Origin of the sequence: Flavobacterium oncorhynchi (assembly GCF_002217355.1) — a bacterium.
Classification (GTDB): domain Bacteria; phylum Bacteroidota; class Bacteroidia; order Flavobacteriales; family Flavobacteriaceae; genus Flavobacterium; species Flavobacterium oncorhynchi.
Window position 1 is genome coordinate 1 of sequence record NZ_MUHA01000005.1, and the last position, 20897, is coordinate 20897.

Consider the following 20897-nt stretch of genomic DNA (forward strand, 5'->3'; position numbering starts at 1 on the left):
ATTTGATGAGGATTTTTTTTTGTTTTATAAATGTTTTAGATTTTAGATTGCTTGCTCACTTTTTAATATTATTTATTTTAGAAAGCAGAGTTTTTAAGTGAGTATTTCTTTAATTCAATAATAGGTTGTAGTTTAATTTTGTTAAATTATGATTATTTGTTTAGTCTTAGGTATTAATACTTTAGAATTTTTGGATTTGAATGAGTATTTTTGTCTTTAAATTATTTATTTAAACATGAAGAAAAGTATTTTACTGTTGACACTTTTTGTTATTACAAATCTTAGTGCACAACAACGTCCCAAATTGGTTGTAGGTATAGTAGTTGATCAAATGAAAATGGAATATTTATATCGATTTTCTGATGATTTTTCCCCAAATGGTTTTAAAAAATTAATGAATAATGGATATGTTTTTCAAAATATGCATTATAATTATATGCCAACTTATACTGCACCTGGACATGCTTCAATTTATACTGGTACAACTCCTGCTACACATGGTATTGTTGGTAACGAGTGGTTCAGTAGGACTCTTGGAAAAGAAATGTATTGTACAGATGATGCAGATGTAAAAACTGTTGGTGATGGAACTGCTGACGAAGGGGCTATGTCACCTAAGAATCTTCAAAGTACTACTATTACTGATGAAGTTAGAATGGCAACCAATTTTAATGGAAAAGTAATTGGAATGAGTCTTAAAGATCGTGGTGCAATTTTGCCAGCTGGACATTTTGCCAATTGGGCATTTTGGTATAGTAAGACAGGATCTTTTATTTCTAGTACTTTTTATGGAGAGAAATTGCCAGAATGGGTTTCTGAATTTAATAATGAAAAAAACTACTTAAAATACATTAATAAAGGCTGGGATTTGTATAAACCTGCTTCAGTGTATAATGAGAGTCTTCCAGATAATAATCCTTATGAAGGGAAACTGTATGGAAGTGCAGCTCCTGTTTTTCCATATGATTTAAAATCAATGTACGAGAAGAACGATGCTGGAGTTATCCGTGCGACTCCATACGGGAACGATCTTTTAGCTGAATTTGCTAAAAGAGCAATAGAAAAAGAAGAACTTGGAAAAGATAATATAACAGATTTTTTAACTGTTAGTTTTTCATCTACTGATTATGTTGGGCATTTGCTTGGGCCTAGATCAATGGAACTTCAAGATACTTATTTGAGATTAGATCAAACTATTGCTGATTTTTTAGCTTATTTGGATAAAACAGTAGGAAAAGGAAATTATTTACTTTTTTTAACAGCTGATCATGCAGGAGCAGAAAATGTAATTTATTTAAAGGATCGTAAGTATAATGTAGATAATTACCCTTCTAAGCAAGTTAAGAAAAGCCTACAAGATTTTTCAACAAAAACTTTTGGTGTTGATTTGATTTTAAATTACTCAAATTTTAATGTTTTTTTTAATAGACAAATCATAAAAGATAAACGTTTGGAATTGGCTAAAGTTAAGCAAGCTTTTAAAGAGTTCTTGATTTCTCAACCACAAGTGAAAAAGGTTTATACAGAAGAGGAAATTTTAGCAAATGGAGGAAATGACTATTCATTAAATTTTGTTGCTAAAGGTTACGATGTTACTCAAAATGGAGATTTAGTAATTGTGGATAAACCTGGAGATATTGAATATTCTACTACAGGAACTTCTCATGGTACTATCTATAGCTATGATACCCATGTACCAGCTATTTTTTACGGCTGGCATATTAAAAAAGGAGAATCTTATGATAAAAAAGCAATAACTGAAATAGCTCCAACAATTGCACAAAAAATTAAAGTTACTTTCCCGAACGGAACTGAGGCAAAGGTTTTACAAGAAGTTTTAGATGAAAAGAAATAAGTAACTATTAAAAAATAATAAATTATGGCCTGCTCCTTAAAGAGCAGGTTTTTTTAAACATAAAAAAAGGCTTTTCATTACGAAAAGCCTTTTGCTTTATTGCTTAGTAAGCACTTATTTAATATTGGCACTATGCGTTTGCCAATACTAATTCTTCATTATATGGAAGATTCCATGCTTCAGCAACTCCTTTATATAGGATTTTTCCGTTAGCTATATTTAAACCTTTTTTCAATTCTTCACTTTCAGCGCAAGCTTTTTCCCATCCTTTATTTGCTAATTGCACAGCATATGGTAAAGTAGCATTAGTTAAAGCTAAAGTAGATGTATAAGGAACTGCACCTGGCATATTAGCTACACAATAGTGAACAATATCATCAATAATAAAAGTTGGGTTTTCGTGTGTTGTTGGAGTACAAGTTTCAATACAACCTCCTTGATCAACCGCAACGTCTACTACAACAGCTCCTGGGCGCATTAATTTTAGCATATCACGAGTAATTAAGTGAGGTGCTTTTGCTCCCGGAATTAAGACGGCTCCAACAACTAGATCTGCATCTTTAATTGCTCTTGTAATGTTATAATGGTTAGACATTTCTGTATTTACATTTGCAGGCATAATATCGTCTAATTGACGTAACCGAGGTAAGCTTAAATCCATAATTGTTACTTGAGCTCCTAATCCAGCTGCCATTTTTGCAGCTTGAGTTCCTACGATTCCTCCTCCTAAAACTAATACTTTAGCTGGTGGAACACCTGGAACACCTCCTAAAAGTATTCCTCTTCCTTTTAATGGTTTTTCTAGATATTTTGCACCTTGTTGAATTGCCATACGACCTGCAACTTCAGACATTGGTACTAATAATGGCAGACTGCGATCTGTTTTTTCAACTGTTTCGTAAGCTAAACATACTGCACCTTTTTCAATCATTGCATGAGTTAATGGCTCAGACGAAGCAAAGTGGAAATAAGTAAATAATAATTGATCCTTCTTGATTAAAGGATACTCTGATGCAATTGGTTCTTTTACTTTAATAATCATTTCAGCAATAGCATATACCTCTTCGATTGTCGGTAAAACTACCGCTCCTGCTTGTGCATATTCATCATCACTAAAACCGCTGCCTAAACCAGCAGTTGATTGAACATAAACAACATGCCCGTGTTTTTTCATTTCAGAAACTCCTGCTGGAGTTAATGCTACACGATTTTCGTTATTTTTTATTTCTTTTGGAACTCCTATTATCATTTTGTTATATTTTTTTGTTTTTATTGAAATTGTTTTACAAATCTACAGATAGAGAATAAATTATGGTTTATAGGGTAATAAATAAGAAAATATTATTTTATTTTTTAATTTTACAGAAAATTATTCTTTTTAAGCGATAGATTAAATATTCAAAGAGAAAAAAAAACTAAATTTCATAAATTTTAATACAACGTTTTCGTTATGGCTTTAGATGAAATAGACAAAAAAATCTTACGTCTTTTACAAGTAGATGCACATTATACTTTAAAAGATATTGCAAACAAAATAAATTTGTCTTTAACTCCTGTTCATGATCGAGTGAAACGACTTGAAAAAGATGGAATTATAGAGAAATATGTGACCATTTTGGATAAGAAAAAACTTGGGAATAATTTGACTGTTTATTGCCAAGTAACACTCACTAAACAGACCTATGATACTTCTGAAGGTTTTAATCAGTCAATTTTGAATCTGCCTGAAGTGGTAGAGTGCAATTATGTATCTGGGAATTTTGATTATATGTTAAAGATTATAATTCCAGATATGGAAAGCTATCATCATTTTCATCAAAAAAAACTTTCTATCTTGCCAGAAGTATCTCTTATAAATACTGTTTTTGTTATTTCTGAAGTTAAAAGCACTACAGTTTTACCCGTTTAAAAGAAAAAACCATCAAGTCTCCTTGATGGTTTTTAGGTAATTTGGTTTTGGTTAGGTTTCTGTTAATAGTAAGTAAATCGTCTTACTTTTGCTATATATTTTGCAAGACGAATTACCTGATGGCTATAGCCGTATTCATTATCGTACCAGATATATAATACTATATTTTTACCGTCTTTTGATACAATTGTTGCGTTACTGTCATAAATTGAAGGAGCAGAAGTACCAACAATATCTGATGAAACTAATTCATTATTTAAAGAATATTTTATTTGCTCTACCAATTCTCCCTCAAGTGCATATTTCTTCATAATTTTATTGATCGCAGCAATTGAAGTGGCTTTTTTTACCTCTAAATTTAAAACTACAAGTGATCCATTAGGAACAGGAACTCGAATAGCATTTGAAGTTAACTTTCCTTCTAGAGATGGTAAAGCTTTTGCAACGGCACTTCCTGCACCAGTTTCGGTAATTACCATGTTTAGAGCAGCAGCTCTGCCGCGACGATATTTTCGGTGCATATTATCAACTAAATTTTGATCATTTGTATATGCATGAATAGTTTCTAAATGCCCTTTTACTACACCTAATGTTTCCTCAATAACTTTTAGAATTGGTGTGATTGCATTTGTGGTGCATGAAGCAGCTGAAAAAATATCGTTTTCATCTGGATTATACTCATTATGGTTTACACCATGTACTATATTTGGTACTCCTTTTCCTGGTGCAGTCAGTAATACTTTATTTGCTCCATTAGAAGTTAAATGTCTTTTTAAAGCCTCTTCAGTTGTGAATGCTCCCGTATTATCAATTACTAAAGCATCATTTATTCCGTATTGAGTATAATCAATTTCTTCAGGAGAATTTGCTGTAATAATATGAACAGTAGTTCCATTAATGATTAAGGCATTATTTTTTGGATCGGCAATTACTGAACCTTGAAAGTCTCCGTGAATTGAATCATAACGAAGTAAAGAAGCTCTTTTTTCTAAACTTGATGCATCATTTTTATCTCGAGTAACAATTGCTCTTAAGCGCAATTGGTTTCCTTTTCCAGTTTTAGACATTAATTCTCTCGCCAATAAACGTCCGATTCTTCCAAAGCCGTATAGAACAACATCTTTTGGCTGAATTTCTTTTGATGATTTAGCCTTTTTTAATTTTTCGATAACAAAATATCTTGCGTCAGGATATTTTTCATCTTCTAAACGATACTCGTAGGTAAGTTTACCAAGATCTATTTTTGCAGGCGGAAGATCTAATGATAAAACAACTTTTGCGATTTCTACCGAATCAAAAATTGTAATTGGCTTACCTACAAATTCACCTGCATATTGATGAAGATTGATAATGTCACTAACATTTTTATCCAGTAATTGGTTTTTGAATAAAACCATTTCAATGGATTTGTCGTACCATAAATCACTTATTACTTTGATTAATTCGACACCAGCTCTTCTTCGGTCGACCTGTAATGATACCTCTTTTTGGTACAAAGATTTTTTGCTCATAATTGATTAAATTAAAAAAATAAAATGCTCACTATTTTAAAATTTTGCGCAAAAGTACCTATTTCAATCGATTTCGTAAACTGTTTTAGCATTTATTTTTGAAATTAATATAAAGGCTTTTTCTTTTCATTAAATATAAAAAAGCCATCTTAAATAATTAAGATGGCTTTTAGCAATGTTATTTTGTAAACAGAGATTTAGATTATGATTCTAAAAATTTCACCATTTCTGTTTATCATTTCAATACGAGAACTCTGTCCTTCGTCTTTTTTACTCAAAAGTTTAGAAACAGTTTCAACATTTGTTGCTTTTACATTGTCTATACTTAAAATGATATTACCCTGCAGCTCGTTTTGGTACTGCATTAAATTCTCGTTTGTAATATTTTTGATTTTTACACCATAATCAATTCTGAATTTCTTTTTGTCAGAAGCATCAATATTTTCTAGTTCCATTCCTTTATATTCAGTACTAAAAAATTCATTTTTACTTAAAGTAACCGGAACGGTTTTAGTTTTACCTTCTTTAATATAGGTAACTTTAATAACATCATTTGGACGTTTAGTATTAATGTAACCAGAAAGATCTGCATAAGTTGAAATATTTTGTTCATCAAGTTTTACAATAATATCGCCTTTGCCAAGACCAGCTTTTTCTGCTCCAGAATTTTTGGAAACCTTACTAATATAAAAACCTTGAGTTTCAGTAACTCCTAATTCTTTAGACACAGCACTATTCAGTTCTCCGCCTTCAACACCTAAAATTCCTCTTTGAACATTTCCAAACTCCATTATGTCCTCAATAATTTTTCGAGCAATATTAGAAGGAACTGCAAATGAATATCCTACATAAGATCCTGTTGTAGATGAAATCATAGTATTAATTCCAATTAATTCACCTCTTGTGTTTACCAATGCTCCACCACTGTTTCCTGGATTCACGGCAGCATCTGTTTGAATAAAGGATTGAATACCGCTTTGATCTAGATTTCTAGCTTTAGCCGAAACAATTCCTGCAGTTACAGTCGAAGTTAAGTTGTAAGGATTTCCTACTGCCAAAACCCATTCACCAACTTTTACACTGTCAGAGTTTGCAAAAGGCGTATAAGGTAATTTTTCATCGGCATTAATTTTTAAAAGAGCTATATCCATCTTAGAATCCGTGCCAACAAGTTTTGCCTTATAAGACTTTTTATTGTTTAATGTTATTTCAATTTCTGTAGCATCTTTTATAACGTGATTGTTTGTTACAATGTAGCCGTCTTCAGAAATAATAACACCAGACCCAGTCCCTACTTGTTCTTGCTGCTGCTGTCCTCCATAACCATAGAAAAATTCAAGCATAGGATTACTCACAGTTCGCCTGCTGACATTTTTAACGTGAACAACAGTATGAATTGTTTTGTCCGCAGCTTCTGTAAAATCTACAGTTTCAGCAGAGAGAGCGACATTTTTTCCGAATGAATTGGGCGCAAGTGTAACAACAGAGTTTCCTTTTCCAAAAAGAGAATTGTTACTCTCAAATAATAACTTGTAAGCTCCAAGGGTAATAGCACCACTTAAAAGTGATACTAAAAATAAGGATGAAAATCTTTTCATAATTACAATTTTGTTTAAGTTATTTAATGTAAAAATAAAGCAAAAAAATATTTTGTAAAGTGGTTTAACTCTCTTTAACAATGATTAACATTTCATTAATTATTAGTTCGTACTTTTGTATTACTTAATGACTAAAAAATGCAAATAGAATTCTATAAATATCAAGGAACTGGCAATGATTTTGTCATGATTGATAATCGTACAAATTTTTTCCCAAAAGAAGATGTAAAATTGATTGAACGCTTATGTGACAGACGTTTTGGTATTGGAGCTGATGGTCTTATTCTGCTAGAAAATGATCAAGAAACGGATTTCAGAATGGTTTATTATAATTCTGATGGAAACCAAAGTTCAATGTGTGGAAACGGAGGACGCTGCCTAGTAGCTTTTGCAAATCAGCTGGGTGTAATCGATAATAAAACAACCTTTATAGCAACAGACGGTTTGCACCATGCATCCGTAAATAATGATGCAATTGTTTCATTGCAAATGATTGATGTTGATGAAGTGAAAAAAAACGATTCTTATACTTTTTTAAATACAGGATCGCCGCATCATGTTCAGTTAGTTGATGATTTAGAACATTATAATGTGAAAGAAAACGGAGCAGCCATTCGTTATGGAGAATTGTATGGAGAAAAAGGAAGTAATATTAATTTTGTGAAAAAAGTTGACGATCAAACTTTTTCACTTCGTACTTATGAAAGAGGAGTTGAAGATGAAACTTTGGCCTGCGGTACTGGAGCGACCGCAGTTGCAATTGCAATGAATGCCACTGGTCAGACTGATAAAACTTCGATTGATTTAAATGTTGAAGGCGGAAAACTAAATGTTTCTTTTGATAAACTAGGAGAACATTTTACAAATGTTTTTTTAACTGGACCTGCAAAATTTGTTTTTAAAGGAACAATCGAAATCTAATTTTATAATGATTACACTCAAAGGAGATACAATCTATCTGCGTGCATTAGAGCCTAATGATCTAGAGTTTGTATTTGCGATGGAAAATGATCAGAGTATTTGGGAAGTCAGCAATACTCATACGCCTTATAGTCGTTTTTTAATTCGCCAGTATCTCGAGAATGCACAGCAAGATATTTATGAAGCAAAGCAACTGCGTCTTGCGATTTGTCAGGATGAAGATTTTCCAGCAATTGGTTTGATCGATATATTTGATTTTGATCCAAAAAATAATAGAGCAGGAGTAGGGATTGTGATTCAAAAAAATGAAAATAGAAGTAAAAACATTGGTTCTGAGGCATTAGAACTGCTGATTAATTATTCTTTTTTTAATTTGAATCTGCATCAGCTTTATGCAAATATTAGTACAAGCAATGCTGCAAGTATGGCTCTTTTTACTAAATTTGGTTTTGAGAAAATTGGAATTAAAAAAGATTGGATTTTGTTAAATAACCACTATCATGACGAAGCAATTTTTCAATTAATTAATAAAGAACATTTAAATTTATAGCTTTGAATCTAAAGAAAATCATCACAATAACTGCTGTAGCCGTAATTTCTGTTTTAATAGTTTACGGTTTTATATTAATTAGCCAAATATTCAGCGCCAATACAAAATTTCAGGAAAAAGAGGTTTACGTTTACGTTCCAACTGGCGCAAACTATACCGATGTAAAAAAGATATTAGAACCCTATATCAAGAACTTTGAAAATTTTGAAATGGTGGCAAACAAAAGAAGTTATCCAGAAAATGTAAAGTCTGGGCGTTTTCTTCTTAAAAAAGACATGAACAATATTGACTTAGTTCGTGCTATGCGTTCAAATGTTCCTGTAAAATTGGCTTTTAATAATCAAGAACGTTTAGAGAATTTTGCCGGAAGAGTTGGTTCTGAAATTGAAGCGGATAGTTTGTCTTTAATGAAAGCATTTAAAGACTCTACTTTTTTGGCAGCAAATGGGTTCAACGAAGATAATGTTTTTGCTATGTTTATTCCAAATACATACGAAGTATACTGGAATACATCTGCAGAAAAGTTCCGAGATAAAATGATAAAAGAATATCATAATTTTTGGACTCCTGAAAGAATTGAGCAAGCTAAAAAACAAGGTTTAACACCAGTTCAAGTATCTATTTTAGCGTCTATAGTTCATAAAGAATCAGTTAAAAAAGATGAGCGTCCGCGTATTGCCGGTGTTTATTTAAACAGATTACGTTTAGATATGCCATTACAAGCAGACCCAACAGTTATTTATGCTTTAAAACTGCGAGACAATAATTTTGATCAAGTAATAAAAAGAGTTTTTTACAATGACTTGGTTATGAAATCACCTTATAATACTTATGTAAATACTGGGCTTCCTCCTGGACCTATTGCAATGGCTGATATAACGGCATTAGAAGCCGTTTTGAATCCTGAGAAAAACGATTATATCTATTTTTGTGCAAGTGTAGATCGTTTTGGTTATCATGAATTTGCTTCAACTTTAGCAGAACATAATGTGAATGCAAAAAAATATTCTGACTGGATTGCAAGTCAAGGTGTAACCAGATAACTTAGTTTAACGCTTTTTTAAAATAAAATATAAGATATTAAACCGAAGTTTTTACTTCGGTTTTTTTATTTTTTGAGTATGGCTGATTTTCCAATTCAAAGTTTTTTTTTGAGTTTGAAAAGTAGAAGCATTTAACATTCAATTTTAATAAAATGTGAATGCAAAGAATATTAAAGCTAGATTTGAAAATTTTTATTTCACGAACAGGAATTTATCTGATAAAAATATATTTTTTCTCTATGTTTTTTTTCTTGATTTTTATAATTGAAGTTTTTATTCACGTTAAAAATGATATAAAAAGGTAGGTTTAATCTTTCTATTTTAACAAATTTGATAAAAATTTGATAAAAATGACATTTTATTGAATTAGTTTTTTCCCTTTTTTAAGCCTCATTCATTTTAAAAAAATAAGCTCTAATAATGCGTGATTAAAGGGTTTAGACTAAATTTTAAAAATCTCACAAACTTATAAAGTGCTGATTTACAGCATTGTTTAATATTCGTTATCTTTGCAGCGTAGAAATTTCAAAAAGGTGACAGCGTTTTGAAGAAAAACAATTTATGATAAAGAAGTGGTATTTTTATGCGAGTTTGATCGTTATTATTACATTTTTAAGTTTGGGTTTTAAACCCTTTACTTTGGAAACCAAACCTTGGTTTTTAACAGAAAAAACAGATGGATCTGAGTACATATTTCCATCAACAGAAAAGGATGATTATCCTAAAATTAGTCTAAACGTCCCATACACAGGAAATCGTCTTATTGGTTTTAAAGAAGCAGTTGCTTTTAAAGAATCTCAGGGAAAATACCGAATGGTAAATTCTCTAGGATATATGGGAAAATATCAATTTGGTTCTCAAGCTTTACGTGCTATCGGAGTCAGCAATGAAAAAGAGTTTCTAAAAGATCCTGCCTTACAGGAAAAAGCTTTTCTAGCATTATTATCTAAAAACAAATGGATTTTGCGTAATGAAATTGAAAAGTATGAAGGAAAAGTTGTTAGTGGTATTCAAATTACCGAATCAGGTATTTTAGCGGCAGCGCATTTAGGTGGTGCTGGATCAGTAAAAAACTTTTTTAAAAATAAAGGCAATAGACATTTTAGAGATGCTTTTGGAACTTCATTAAAAAGTTACATGCGCGATTTTGGTGGTTATGATCTTTCTTTTATTGAAGCAGACAGTAATGCGACAATAAACGATTAACATTTAAAAAAAATATNNGATATTTTTTTTAAATGTTAGTCAATCAATATTTCTAAAATTTTGATGGCAGCTTCACTTATTTTAGTACCCGGACCAAATACCGCGGCCGCACCAGCATCAAACAAAAATTGATAATCTTGTGCAGGAATTACTCCGCCAACAATTACCATAATATCTTCACGATCACGTTTTTTAAGTTCTTCAATAACCTGCGGAACCAATGTTTTATGCCCTGCGGCAAGCGATGAAACGCCTAATATGTGAACGTCGTTTTCGACAGCTTGTTTAGCTGCTTCAGCAGGAGTTTGAAACAAAGGTCCTATATCAACATCAAAACCTACATCGGCATAACCCGTTGCAACAACTTTTGCACCTCGATCATGACCGTCTTGTCCCATCTTGGCAATCATAATTCTAGGGCGTCTTCCTTCTTGCTTCGCAAAAGCATCAGCTAACTGTTTTGCCTTTTCGAAATTCTCGTCATTTTTTATTGCTGCACTATACACACCGCTAAATGATTTAATTTGCGCTTTGAACCTTCCAAATACACTTTCAAGAGCATCGCTTATTTCTCCTAAAGTAGCTCTATTTCTAGCAGCTTCAATAGCAATTTCTAATAAGTTGCCTTCTTGAGTTCTTGCGCAATGAGTTAATTTTTCAAGTGATTGATTTACCTTTTGTGAATCTCTTTTTTCTTTTATTTCTGTAAGTCGTTCAATTTGTTGTTTACGAACCATTTGGTTGTCGACATCCAAAATATGAAGAGGATCTTCTTTCTCTAATCTAAATTTATTTACGCCAACAATTATGTCTTGACCACTGTCGATTCTAGCTTGTTTTCTTGCAGCTGCTTCTTCAATTCTTAATTTTGGAATTCCAGCTTCAATCGCCTTTGTCATTCCGCCAAGCTCTTCAACTTCTTCTATCAGTTTCCAAGTGCTTTCTAGAATTTCATTTGTAAGCGATTCTACATAATAACTTCCGCCCCAAGGATCAACTGTTTTAGTTATTTTAGTTTCTTCTTGTAAATAAATTTGAGTATTACGTGCAATTCTGGCCGAAAAATCGGTAGGTAATGCAATAGCTTCATCAAGTGCGTTGGTATGTAGAGACTGTGTTCCTCCAAATGCAGCTGCCGTTGCTTCAATGCAAGTTCTGGCAACATTGTTAAAAGGATCTTGTTCCGTTAAACTCCATCCGCTTGTTTGGCAATGTGTTCTTAATGCTAATGATTTGTCGCTTTTCGGGTTAAACTGTTGAAGCAGTTTTGCCCAAATCATTCGGCCCGCTCTCATTTTGGCAATTTCCATAAAATGATTCATTCCAATTGCCCAAAAGAAAGAAAGGCGTGGAGCAAATTCATCAATCGTCATTCCAGTTGATAATCCAGTTCGAATATATTCTAATCCATCTGCTAAAGTATAGGCCAATTCAATATCGGCAGTCGCTCCAGCTTCTTGCATATGATATCCAGAAATGGAGATAGAATTGAATTTTGGCATTTTTTTGCTCGTAAACTCAAAAATATCAGCAATAATTTTCATTGATGGTGCTGGTGGATATATATAAGTGTTGCGCACCATGAATTCCTTCAAAATATCGTTCTGAATTGTTCCAGAAAGTTTATTAAGTTCAACGCCTTGTTCTTCAGCAGCAACAATGTAAAATGCCATAATAGGTAAAACTGCACCATTCATGGTCATTGAAACAGACATTTCATCAAGCGGAATCTGGTCGAATAATACTTTCATGTCTTCAACAGAATCTATGGCGACGCCAGCTTTTCCAACATCTCCAACAACTCTTTCGTGATCAGAATCGTAACCGCGATGAGTAGGTAGATCAAAAGCTATTGAAAGTCCTTTTTGACCTGCAGCAAGATTTCGTCTATAAAAAGCATTACTTTCTTCTGCAGTCGAAAATCCGGCATACTGACGAATCGTCCACGGACGACGAACGTACATCGTAGCGTAAGGTCCACGTAAATTGGGAGTAAAACCAGCTCCAAAATCTAGAAACTCTAAATCTTCTATATCCTTTTCAGAATAGCTTTTTTTAAGTTCAATACCTTCAGCAGTTGTAAAGTTATGAGTTAAATCTTTAGGTTCTTGATTTTCGACTTTCGATTTTTCAATGTCTAATTTAATATGTTTAAGGTCTTTTCTCATTATGGAGACGCTTTCTTTGGTGTGAATATTAATTACGTTAAAAAAAAAATTATTCAAGTTCTAGTCTTTCTTGTTCAAGTTTCTCGGCTAATCTTTTTTCTATAATAGGTGTAATTAATGTTTTTCTGGGTTTGATTTTTACAAAAGGAAACAATTCTAAATCATGTTTCATTCTGTCTTCTTTGTTAGGGTATTTATTGGTACCTAATAAAACTTCTTTTTTAGAATCAAATAATTCTTGTTCTTTAGCAGCGCTTTCCTGAATTTTCTTTTTGATAGTTCCATCATTCAAAAGCTTTAAGAAACCACCATTGGCTTCAATATCTTTAAATAAAGTCAAACTCTTTTCTGCCAATTGCATGGTTAAACTTTCAATGTAATAACTTCCATCCGCTGGATTATCGACTTTGTCGAAATAACTTTCATGTTTTAAAACTAAAAGCTGGTTTCTCGCAATTCTATCACCAAACTCATTGTCTTTATGGTATAAAGCATCATAAGGTAAATTAGCAACAGCATCCGCGCCGCCTAAAATTGCCGACATACATTCGGTTGTAGTACGAAGCATATTGACATTATAATCGTATATAGTTTTATTTCGTTTCGTTGGCGTAACCAATAAATGACATTCTAAATTAGAGTCGTATTCAGCTGCAATTAATTTAAAAAGCATTCGTAAAGCACGAAGTTTCGCAATTTCAAAAAAATAATTTGTTCCAACAGAAACTTGAAAAACAATTGGTTTTGTAATACTAGGTAAACGATTTAAATATTCATTTGCATGCGCTAAACTATATGCGATTTGCTGCGTAATATTTGCCCCGGCATTTTGATATAAACCTAAATCAACACTAAGTAATGAAAGATCTTTTGCCTCGTTTGAAATTTTTTCAAGCGTTTCAAAATTATTTTTGTCTGAGGTTGTAAACCAATTTCCGTCACGGGCCAATTGCCCGATAGGATCTAAATTACAATAAAAAACAGCCTTTTTCTGAACAGAAATTGCGTTTAATAATTTTACGAAATCGATTGAGAGAAAACTTAAATTGAAGTAAACGATTTTGTTTTCTAAAGGAAGATTTTCTAATAATTTTTGAATATCAGTATTTTCGTTTTGAATTGTAAAACGAAGACTTTCTGCACCTCTTTCGATTGTATCAATTGCACGTTTAATCGATTTTTCGATATCATGTACAAAGATATTTTGGCAGATTTGAAAATTAGAAGTGTGAGTTTTAACCGATGCCGCTTTTGTGAATTCGTCTCGATGATAAAAAGGTTTAACTTGAATATCTTCAGGAGAATTCCAAATCATCGTTTCGTTATAATCAGCTCCATCTAATTCAAACTGAATTTTTTGTTTCCATTGTTTGGATGAGATAGGATTAAAATCGTTGAATAGTGTATTAGCCATTAGTTGCTTTTTTCTGATTATTCTTTATCTGGAATAGTATCTCCTTCGAATTGAATGATGTAAATATCTTCGCTGTCTTTTTTCATAAAGTACTTTTCGCGAGCATATTTTTCTATTTGTTCAGGATTTTTTAGCTGCTTGATCTGTTCCTGATCTTTCTTTATTTCGTCCTGATAGTACTTTTTATTGTCTTGCAGCTCATTAACCTGCTGGTCTAAAAAACGATGATCAAAATAGGAATAATTGTCTAGAAACAGCATCCAGATAACAAAAAAGAGAAGTACCCAAACATACTTATTGCCTAGGAGTTTAAACCATTTTTTGTCTTTATAAGGATTTTTCATTTTACTTTTCATTACCTACATTATACTGATCCCAATAAAATCAGGATCAGCTCATTTTTTGATGGTTTAAATTTACAATAAAAATTATGAAATTCTCTGATTAATTACAGCGCGAACTACATCAATTGCTACAGTATTGTATTTGTCATTAGGTATAATAATATCAGCAAAAGCCTTAGATGGCTCTATAAATTGCTCGTGCATAGGTTTTAATGTATTTTGATAACGGTTTAAAACCTCGTCGATATCACGTCCTCTTTCTGAAATATCTCTTTTTAAACGTCGAACTAATCTTTCATCAGAATCGGCATGAACGAAAATTTTGATATCGCAAAGTTCACGTAATTCGGGATTCGTTAAAATTAAAATTCCTTCAACGATCATTACTTTTCTAGGGTGTGTTGACACGGTATCATCTGTCCTGTTGTGTTGTATGAAAGAATAAACAGGTTGATCGATAGTTTCGCCTGATTTTAGAGCCTTTAGATGTTTTACTAAAAGTTCAAAATCAATAGATCTTGGATGATCAAAGTTAATTAATGCTCTTTCATCAAAAGATAAATTATCGGTTTGTTTGTAATACGAATCTTGAGAAATTACACCAACTTCAGTGTCGGGTAATTCAGTCATGATTTGGTGTACAACTGTTGTTTTTCCACTTCCTGTTCCTCCTGCAAGTCCAATAATGAGCATAAAATTTTTGTTTGTTATTTGTTTGGCAAAAATAATAATTTAAGTGAATTGTGTAAGCATATTAATGTATTTAACCATATAAGTAATGTAAGTAAATTTACGCAAGCAGAATATTCAAACAATTTATTACTTCATTGAACTAATATCACTTATATGGTGAAAAATATAAAAAAAATCCCGAAAGTAAACCTTCGGGATTTCGCGCAATCAGTATAGTTTTAATAAAATATTCTGAATTTAGTAAGCACGTAAAATTATTTATTCTTTTTTGCTTTTATCATCATTTCAAGCTGGTCCCAAAGCTCTTCTGGGATTGCTTCTAATAAATTGAATTGTCCTGCACCTTTAAGCCATTCACCTCCGTCGATTGTGATAACATCTCCATTTACATAAGCTGAAAAATCAGAAACTAAATAAGCGGCTAAATTTGCTAATTCTTGGTGATCTCCAACTCGTTTCAAAGGCACTTTTTTTGCCATATCAAACTTTTCAGAAAGATCTCCTGGCAATAATCTGTCCCAAGCTCCTTTTGTTGGGAACGGTCCTGGTGCAATAGCATTAGAACGAATTCCGTATTTTGCCCATTCCACAGCAAGACTTCTTGTCATAGCTAAAACTCCAGCTTTTGCAGTAGCACTTGGTACGACATAGGCAGAACCTGTCCAAGCATAAGTCGTTACAATATTTAAAATCGTTGCCGATGTTTGTTTGGTGTCAATCCAGTGTTTTCCAAAAGCCAGTGTACAGTTTTTAGAGCCTTTAAGTACAATGTCTATAACAGTATCAAATGCATTTGCAGACAAACGTTCTGTTGGAGAAATAAAATTTCCAGCAGCATTGTTCAAAAGAACGTCTACTTTTCCAAAAACTTTTAAAGTTTCCTGAAGCATGTTTTCTACTTCTTCATAATGACGAACATCACATTGAAGAGGTAAACATTTTCCGCCAGTTTCACTTTCAAGCTCTGCTGCAGTCGTTTTTAACTTTTCTAAATCTCTAGAAGTTATAGCGACTTGAGCGCCTAATTCTAGAAAATATTTTGTCATAGCTTTTCCTAAACCGCTTCCGCCGCCTGTAACAACGATAACTTTTCCTTTTAAAGCGTCATCACGTAACATTTTATCTGTATAGCTCATACTTTTCTTTTTTTACAATATTAATTAAAAAAATAGGATGCACGCATAATAAAGTTGTAAAATTTTGATAAACTTTATATTTCGCGTAGTTTTTTTGTGGCAGCTTCTAGTGTTAAATTATCTTTGGCAAAGCAAAAACGAATTAATTTCTGGTCTTTATGATCAGAGTAGAAAGTTGAAATAGGAATCGCAGCAACGCCATGATTAATAATTAGATTTTTACAGAAAGTTACATCATCTTCATCAGAAATAGCAGCATAAGAAGCTACCTGAAAATAAGTCCCTTCACATGGTTTCAATTCGAAACGGCTGTTTTGAAGCAGTTCCTGGAAATAATCTCTTTTTTCTTGATAGAACTTTCCAAGTAAATTGACATCAACAACGTCTAAATATTCGCTGATTGCAGCTTGAGAAATACTGTTTACACTGAAAACCAAAAACTGATGTACTTTTTTGATTTCTTTCATTAAATGTTCCGGTGCAATAGTGTAACCAATTTTCCAACCCGTAATATGAAATGATTTTCCAAAAGAGGAAATCATAATACAACGATTTAAAAGGAAATTTTTGGTATGTGCCGAAATGTGTTTCTCTTCAAAAGTTATGTATTCATAAACTTCATCAGATAAAACCAAAAGATCTGGATATTTTGAAAGTATTTTCTCTAGTTTATCAAAATCAGTTTCAGTTAATATTTTCCCTGTTGGATTATGCGGGTTATTAATAATAATCATTCGACTTTTCTGAGAACAGGCTTTTTCGATTGTCTCCCAATTTGGAGTATAATCATCGTTTAGCGCCACACGTACAGGTTTTGCATTACAGAGTAAAACTGGAGATTCGTACGAATCATAACTTGGATCAAGAATAATTACTTCATCATTTTCTTTAACCAAAGCCAAAATCGATGTAAAAATTCCCTGTGTTGCGCCAGCAGTAATCAAAAGTTCTAATTCAGGATTTATTGTTCTGCCGTAAGAACTCTGAGTCAGCTTGGCAATTTTGCTCATCAATGGCGGAAAGCCTGCCATTGGTGTATATTGGTGTACATTTTCTTTTGATAATCTCGCTGCTATATCTGTCAACCTTTCATCAACAGGAAAATTTGGAAATCCTTGAGAAAGATTTATCGCATTGTATTCGGCTGCCATTTTTGACATTACCGTGAAAATGCTTGTGGTTACATTTGGTAGTTTACTCATGATAAAGTTTAACTATTTTAAAGTTATTGGGAGTGAATATAAAACTCTAACTTTTTTGCCGTCTTTTTCTCCAGGAGACCATTTCGGGCATTTTTTTAAAACTCGAATTGTTTCAATTCCTGTATTATAGCCTGCATCTTTTAGGATTTTTATGTCAGTTAGTGCGCCATCTTGCTCTACTATAAATCTTGCGTATATTTTTTTTCCTTTTAAGTCAAGGCCTTCGTCAGAATATTTAAAATTGTTTTCTATGAATTTATAAAATTTCTCAAATCCTCCCGGAAAAATTGGTTTTATATCTATCTCTGCCGTATTGTAAACTTTGTTGTCACTATTCGTTGGAATAGGTTCTTCGATGATTAAATGTGAATCGAAATAAAGATTCTTGTCTTTAATACTGTCTGGTTCTGCATTTTTTGTTTTAGAAACTTGTTTAGTGTTTTGAGAAAACGCAGTTTGTAGACCGCAAATCAAAATCAGGATTAAAAGCTTTTTCATTGCGAGAACTTTTAAATTTACATTTTATGAATAATAAAAATAGTAGGGCGATTGTGTAAATCTACTTTCAATTTTTTCCAATCAGAAATACGCATTGTTTTAATAAATTCTGTTGGTAAAGTAATATCTGTTGCAATACATAAATATGTTGACGGATTTACAATCTGTAAAATATCTTCAACCAATTTATTATTTCTATAAGGCGTTTCAATAAAAATCTGAGATTGATTTTTATCGTGAGATAATTTCTCGAAATGCCTCAATGCCGATTTTTTTTCGTCTTTGTCAATTGGTAAATAGCCATTAAAAGTAAAGCTTTGGCCATTCATTCCAGAAGCCATCATGGCTAATAGGATAGAAGAGGGGCCAACTAATGGGACTACTTGAATTCCTTTTTCATGTGCTAATTTTACAATAACAGCACCAGGATCAGCAACGCCTGGGCAGCCTGCTTCACTCATTAAACCCATATTTTTTCCCTCTAGTAAAGGTTTGATAAAATCTAAATGTTCGCTTGGTTCCGTTCGTTTGTTAAGGGTAAAAAGAACCAATTCTGATTGTTTTTTTTCAGGATAAACTGCTTTTATTGATTTTCTAGCAGTTTTGTCATTTTCGACAATATAGTGATCTATAAGTTCGATACTTCTTCTAACGGTTTGCGGCAAAACATCCATCGGATCGCTTTCGCCCATTGTAGTTGGAATTAAATATAGTTTTCCTAGAAGTTTCATTTTGTGATATTTTATAGTTTAAAACAAAAAATGTATTTTAATTATTTATGAATAACTAAAATACAAATTAAATTATGAATGTTTTTTGATAAGTTTTTGGGCAATTATTTCAGATGCTTCGTCCAACATTTGATAAACATTATCAAATCCGTTTGCAGCTCCGTAATAAGGATCTGGAACATCTACATTTTCGTCTGGAAATAATTCATTCAGAATAAGATGAACTTTGTTTTTGTGTTCGGGAGTTTTGGCAAGATGAAGGACGTCGCGTAAATTGGAATTATCCATTACATAAATGTAATCAAATTCGTCAAAATCAGAAGTTTTAAATTGTCTTCCTTTTTGATTGTCAATACATAAGCCGTTTTTTTTAGCTACAGCAATAGAACGTTTATCTGGTGCGTGACCTATATGCCATGATCCTGTTCCAGCAGAATCAACGATGAATCTATCATTAGGTAATTTTGAAGCTAGTATTCCTTCTGCTAAAGGAGATCTGCAAATATTTCCTAAACAAACCATTAAAATTTTTACTGGCATGATTCGCGTTTATAGCGTTAGTTTTTTGTTGATATCTTCGACAAATTTTTTGAATTGTTTGTCTGTAGAAACTAAATTGTCAACAGTCTTGCAGGCGTGTAAAACAGTGGCGTGATCTCGGTCTCCAATTTGTGAACCAATATTTGCCAAAGAAGCTTTGGTGAATTTTTTTGCAAAAAACATAGCCAACTGCCTCGCTTGAACAACGTGCCTCTTTCGTGTTTTAGATTGAAGTGTTTCAATGTCAAGTTGAAAATAATCAGATACAATTTTTTGAATATAATCGATAGAGATTTCTCTCTTAACGTTTTTAACGAATTTCTCTACAACACTTTTTGCCAGCTCAATAGTAACTTCTTTTTTATTGAAAGAAGATTGAGCAATTAATGAAATGATCGCGCCTTCTAATTCTCTAACATTAGATTTAATGTTTCGAGCAACATATTCTATAATATCTTCTGGCATTTCAACTCCATCACGATATAAAATATTTTTTAAGATTGAGATACGAGTTTCGTAATCAGGCTGATGCAATTCTGCAGATAATCCCCATTTAAAACGAGATAATAAACGCTGTTCAATATCTTGCATATCAACAGGAGCTTTATCCGAAGTTAAAATTACCTGTTTTCCGTTTTGGTGCAGGTAGTTGAAAATATGGAAAAATACATCCTGAGTTCCTGATTTTCCAGATAAAAACTGAACGTCATCAATAATCAAAACGTCAATTAATTGGTAAAAGTGAATAAAATCATTACGATTATTCTTTTTAACCGAATCAATATATTGTTGTGTGAAAATCTCAGCAGAAATATATAAAACCGTTTTTTCTGGATATTTATCTTTTACTTCTACACCTATAGCATGTGCTAAGTGCGTTTTTCCTAAACCAACTCCTCCAAAAATCAACAATGGATTAAATGAAGTTCCTCCAGGTTTGTTGGCAACAGCCATACCTGCAGAACGAGCTAAACGGTTTGAGTCTCCTTCAAGGAAATTGTCAAAGCTGTAATTAGGGTTTAATTGAGATTCAATTTTTAAATTTCTAATTCCCGGAATTACAAAAGGATTTTTAAGTTCTGGATTTAAATTTTTAAACGGAGCATCAACCTCTTGCGGTTTCATTGGCACTCTGTTGGAACTTGGCAGCTGTTCGGTAAACGGCTGTTTATTTCCATAAGTGTTCTCCATTTTAATTTTATAGAGTAACTTTGCGTTTTTTCCCAGTTCTTTGGTAAGCGCAACTTTCAATAATTTTACGTAGTGCTCTTCGAGCCATTCGTAGAAAAATTTACTTGGTACCTGAATATATAATGCGTTGTCGGTTAGCTCAACTGATTTGATTGGTTCGAACCAAGTTTTATAAGCTTGATCTTGAATATTGTCTTTTATAAAGGACAAACAGTTTTCCCATACCGATTGAGCAGTTTTAGTCATAAATTCAGATAAGTTTTTTTATTATTGATAAAGATTCTCCTAATAAAAATGGAGCAATTTTATTCCGTATTTCGGGATAACAAATATGTGAACAAATTTCTGTAAAAAAAAATATTTTGGGGTCTAATTTTATAAAAAAAT

At 32.3% G+C, this 20897-nt stretch carries 19 protein-coding genes; 6 read left to right on the top strand and 13 right to left on the bottom strand.

The genetic code is table 11. The features are described 5' to 3' along the window. The first annotated feature begins 235 nt into the window (after positions 1 to 235). Positions 236 to 1855 (top strand): alkaline phosphatase PafA, encoded by a 1620-nt coding sequence (gene pafA / locus B0A75_RS03205; RefSeq protein ID WP_089052855.1) that lies wholly within the window; start codon positions 236 to 238, stop codon positions 1853 to 1855. Positions 1856 to 1985: 130 nt separating this feature from the next. On the opposite strand, the gene ald is transcribed toward pafA, so the two are convergent. Further along, positions 1986 to 3104, bottom strand: a complete 1119-nt coding sequence (gene ald, locus B0A75_RS03210; protein WP_089052856.1) for an alanine dehydrogenase — start codon at positions 3102 to 3104, stop codon at positions 1986 to 1988. A gap of 201 nt (positions 3105 to 3305) precedes the next feature. On the opposite strand from ald, the gene B0A75_RS03215 reads away from it, so the two are divergent. Continuing rightward, positions 3306 to 3764, top strand: a complete 459-nt coding sequence (locus tag B0A75_RS03215; RefSeq protein WP_089052857.1) for an Lrp/AsnC family transcriptional regulator — start codon at positions 3306 to 3308, stop codon at positions 3762 to 3764. A 62-nt stretch (positions 3765 to 3826) separates the two neighbouring features. Here the strand turns inward: B0A75_RS03215 and B0A75_RS03220 are convergent, their stop codons facing one another. Beyond that, a complete protein-coding gene (locus B0A75_RS03220; RefSeq protein WP_089052858.1) occupies positions 3827 to 5275 on the bottom strand; it encodes a glyceraldehyde-3-phosphate dehydrogenase in 1449 nt (482 codons plus the stop codon). A 197-nt stretch (positions 5276 to 5472) separates the two neighbouring features. Next, positions 5473 to 6873, bottom strand: coding sequence for a trypsin-like peptidase domain-containing protein (locus B0A75_RS03225; RefSeq protein ID WP_089052859.1), 1401 nt, complete (start codon positions 6871 to 6873; stop codon positions 5473 to 5475). A gap of 138 nt (positions 6874 to 7011) precedes the next feature. On the opposite strand from B0A75_RS03225, the gene dapF reads away from it, so the two are divergent. The 4 genes from dapF (at position 7012) to B0A75_RS03245 (ending at position 10593) form a co-directional block, all read left to right on the top strand. Continuing rightward, positions 7012 to 7794 (top strand): diaminopimelate epimerase, encoded by a 783-nt coding sequence (dapF, locus tag B0A75_RS03230; RefSeq protein WP_089052860.1) that lies wholly within the window; start codon positions 7012 to 7014, stop codon positions 7792 to 7794. Positions 7795 to 7801: 7 nt separating this feature from the next. Then, entirely contained in the window at positions 7802 to 8344 is a 543-nt protein-coding gene (locus B0A75_RS03235; protein ID WP_089052861.1) for a GNAT family N-acetyltransferase, read from the top strand. 2 nt (positions 8345 to 8346) lie between these two features. Beyond that, complete coding sequence (mltG, locus tag B0A75_RS03240; RefSeq protein ID WP_089052862.1) at positions 8347 to 9387, top strand: endolytic transglycosylase MltG; 1041 nt, start codon at positions 8347 to 8349, stop codon at positions 9385 to 9387. Between the two features lie 561 nt (positions 9388 to 9948). Beyond that, positions 9949 to 10593: a peptidoglycan-binding protein LysM gene (locus tag B0A75_RS03245; RefSeq protein ID WP_089052863.1), complete on the top strand. Its 645-nt coding sequence runs from the start codon at positions 9949 to 9951 to the stop codon at positions 10591 to 10593. A gap of 35 nt (positions 10594 to 10628) precedes the next feature. Here the strand turns inward: B0A75_RS03245 and scpA are convergent, their stop codons facing one another. The 10 genes from scpA to dnaA form a co-directional block, all read right to left on the bottom strand. Then, positions 10629 to 12761 carry a methylmalonyl-CoA mutase gene (scpA, locus tag B0A75_RS03250; protein WP_089052864.1) on the bottom strand — a complete coding sequence of 711 codons (2133 nt, stop codon included), beginning with the start codon at positions 12759 to 12761 and terminating at the stop codon, positions 10629 to 10631. A gap of 49 nt (positions 12762 to 12810) precedes the next feature. Continuing rightward, positions 12811 to 14175: a methylmalonyl-CoA mutase subunit beta gene (locus tag B0A75_RS03255; protein WP_089052865.1), complete on the bottom strand. Its 1365-nt coding sequence runs from the start codon at positions 14173 to 14175 to the stop codon at positions 12811 to 12813. 17 nt (positions 14176 to 14192) lie between these two features. Continuing rightward, on the bottom strand, positions 14193 to 14519 hold the full coding sequence (locus tag B0A75_RS03260; RefSeq protein ID WP_089053084.1) for an FtsB family cell division protein: 327 nt from the start codon (positions 14517 to 14519) through the stop codon (positions 14193 to 14195). Positions 14520 to 14603: 84 nt separating this feature from the next. Continuing rightward, positions 14604 to 15212: a uridine kinase gene (udk, locus tag B0A75_RS03265; RefSeq protein WP_089052866.1), complete on the bottom strand. Its 609-nt coding sequence runs from the start codon at positions 15210 to 15212 to the stop codon at positions 14604 to 14606. Positions 15213 to 15466: 254 nt separating this feature from the next. Then, on the bottom strand, positions 15467 to 16348 hold the full coding sequence (locus tag B0A75_RS03270) for an SDR family oxidoreductase (protein WP_053474060.1): 882 nt from the start codon (positions 16346 to 16348) through the stop codon (positions 15467 to 15469). A gap of 74 nt (positions 16349 to 16422) precedes the next feature. Beyond that, a complete protein-coding gene (locus B0A75_RS03275) occupies positions 16423 to 17550 on the bottom strand; it encodes a methionine aminotransferase (RefSeq protein ID WP_089052867.1) in 1128 nt (375 codons plus the stop codon). A 12-nt stretch (positions 17551 to 17562) separates the two neighbouring features. Next, positions 17563 to 18048, bottom strand: a complete 486-nt coding sequence (locus tag B0A75_RS03280; RefSeq protein ID WP_089052868.1) for an energy transducer TonB — start codon at positions 18046 to 18048, stop codon at positions 17563 to 17565. 17 nt (positions 18049 to 18065) lie between these two features. Next, the gene (locus tag B0A75_RS03285; RefSeq protein WP_089052869.1) at positions 18066 to 18779 is read right to left on the bottom strand and encodes an SAM-dependent methyltransferase; all 714 of its coding nucleotides are present in this window, start codon (positions 18777 to 18779) and stop codon (positions 18066 to 18068) included. 72 nt (positions 18780 to 18851) lie between these two features. Then, positions 18852 to 19319, bottom strand: coding sequence for a low molecular weight protein-tyrosine-phosphatase (locus B0A75_RS03290; RefSeq protein ID WP_089052870.1), 468 nt, complete (start codon positions 19317 to 19319; stop codon positions 18852 to 18854). A gap of 9 nt (positions 19320 to 19328) precedes the next feature. Further along, positions 19329 to 20756, bottom strand: a complete 1428-nt coding sequence (gene dnaA, locus B0A75_RS03295; RefSeq protein ID WP_065451227.1) for a chromosomal replication initiator protein DnaA — start codon at positions 20754 to 20756, stop codon at positions 19329 to 19331. Between the last annotated feature and the right edge of the window lie 141 nt (positions 20757 to 20897).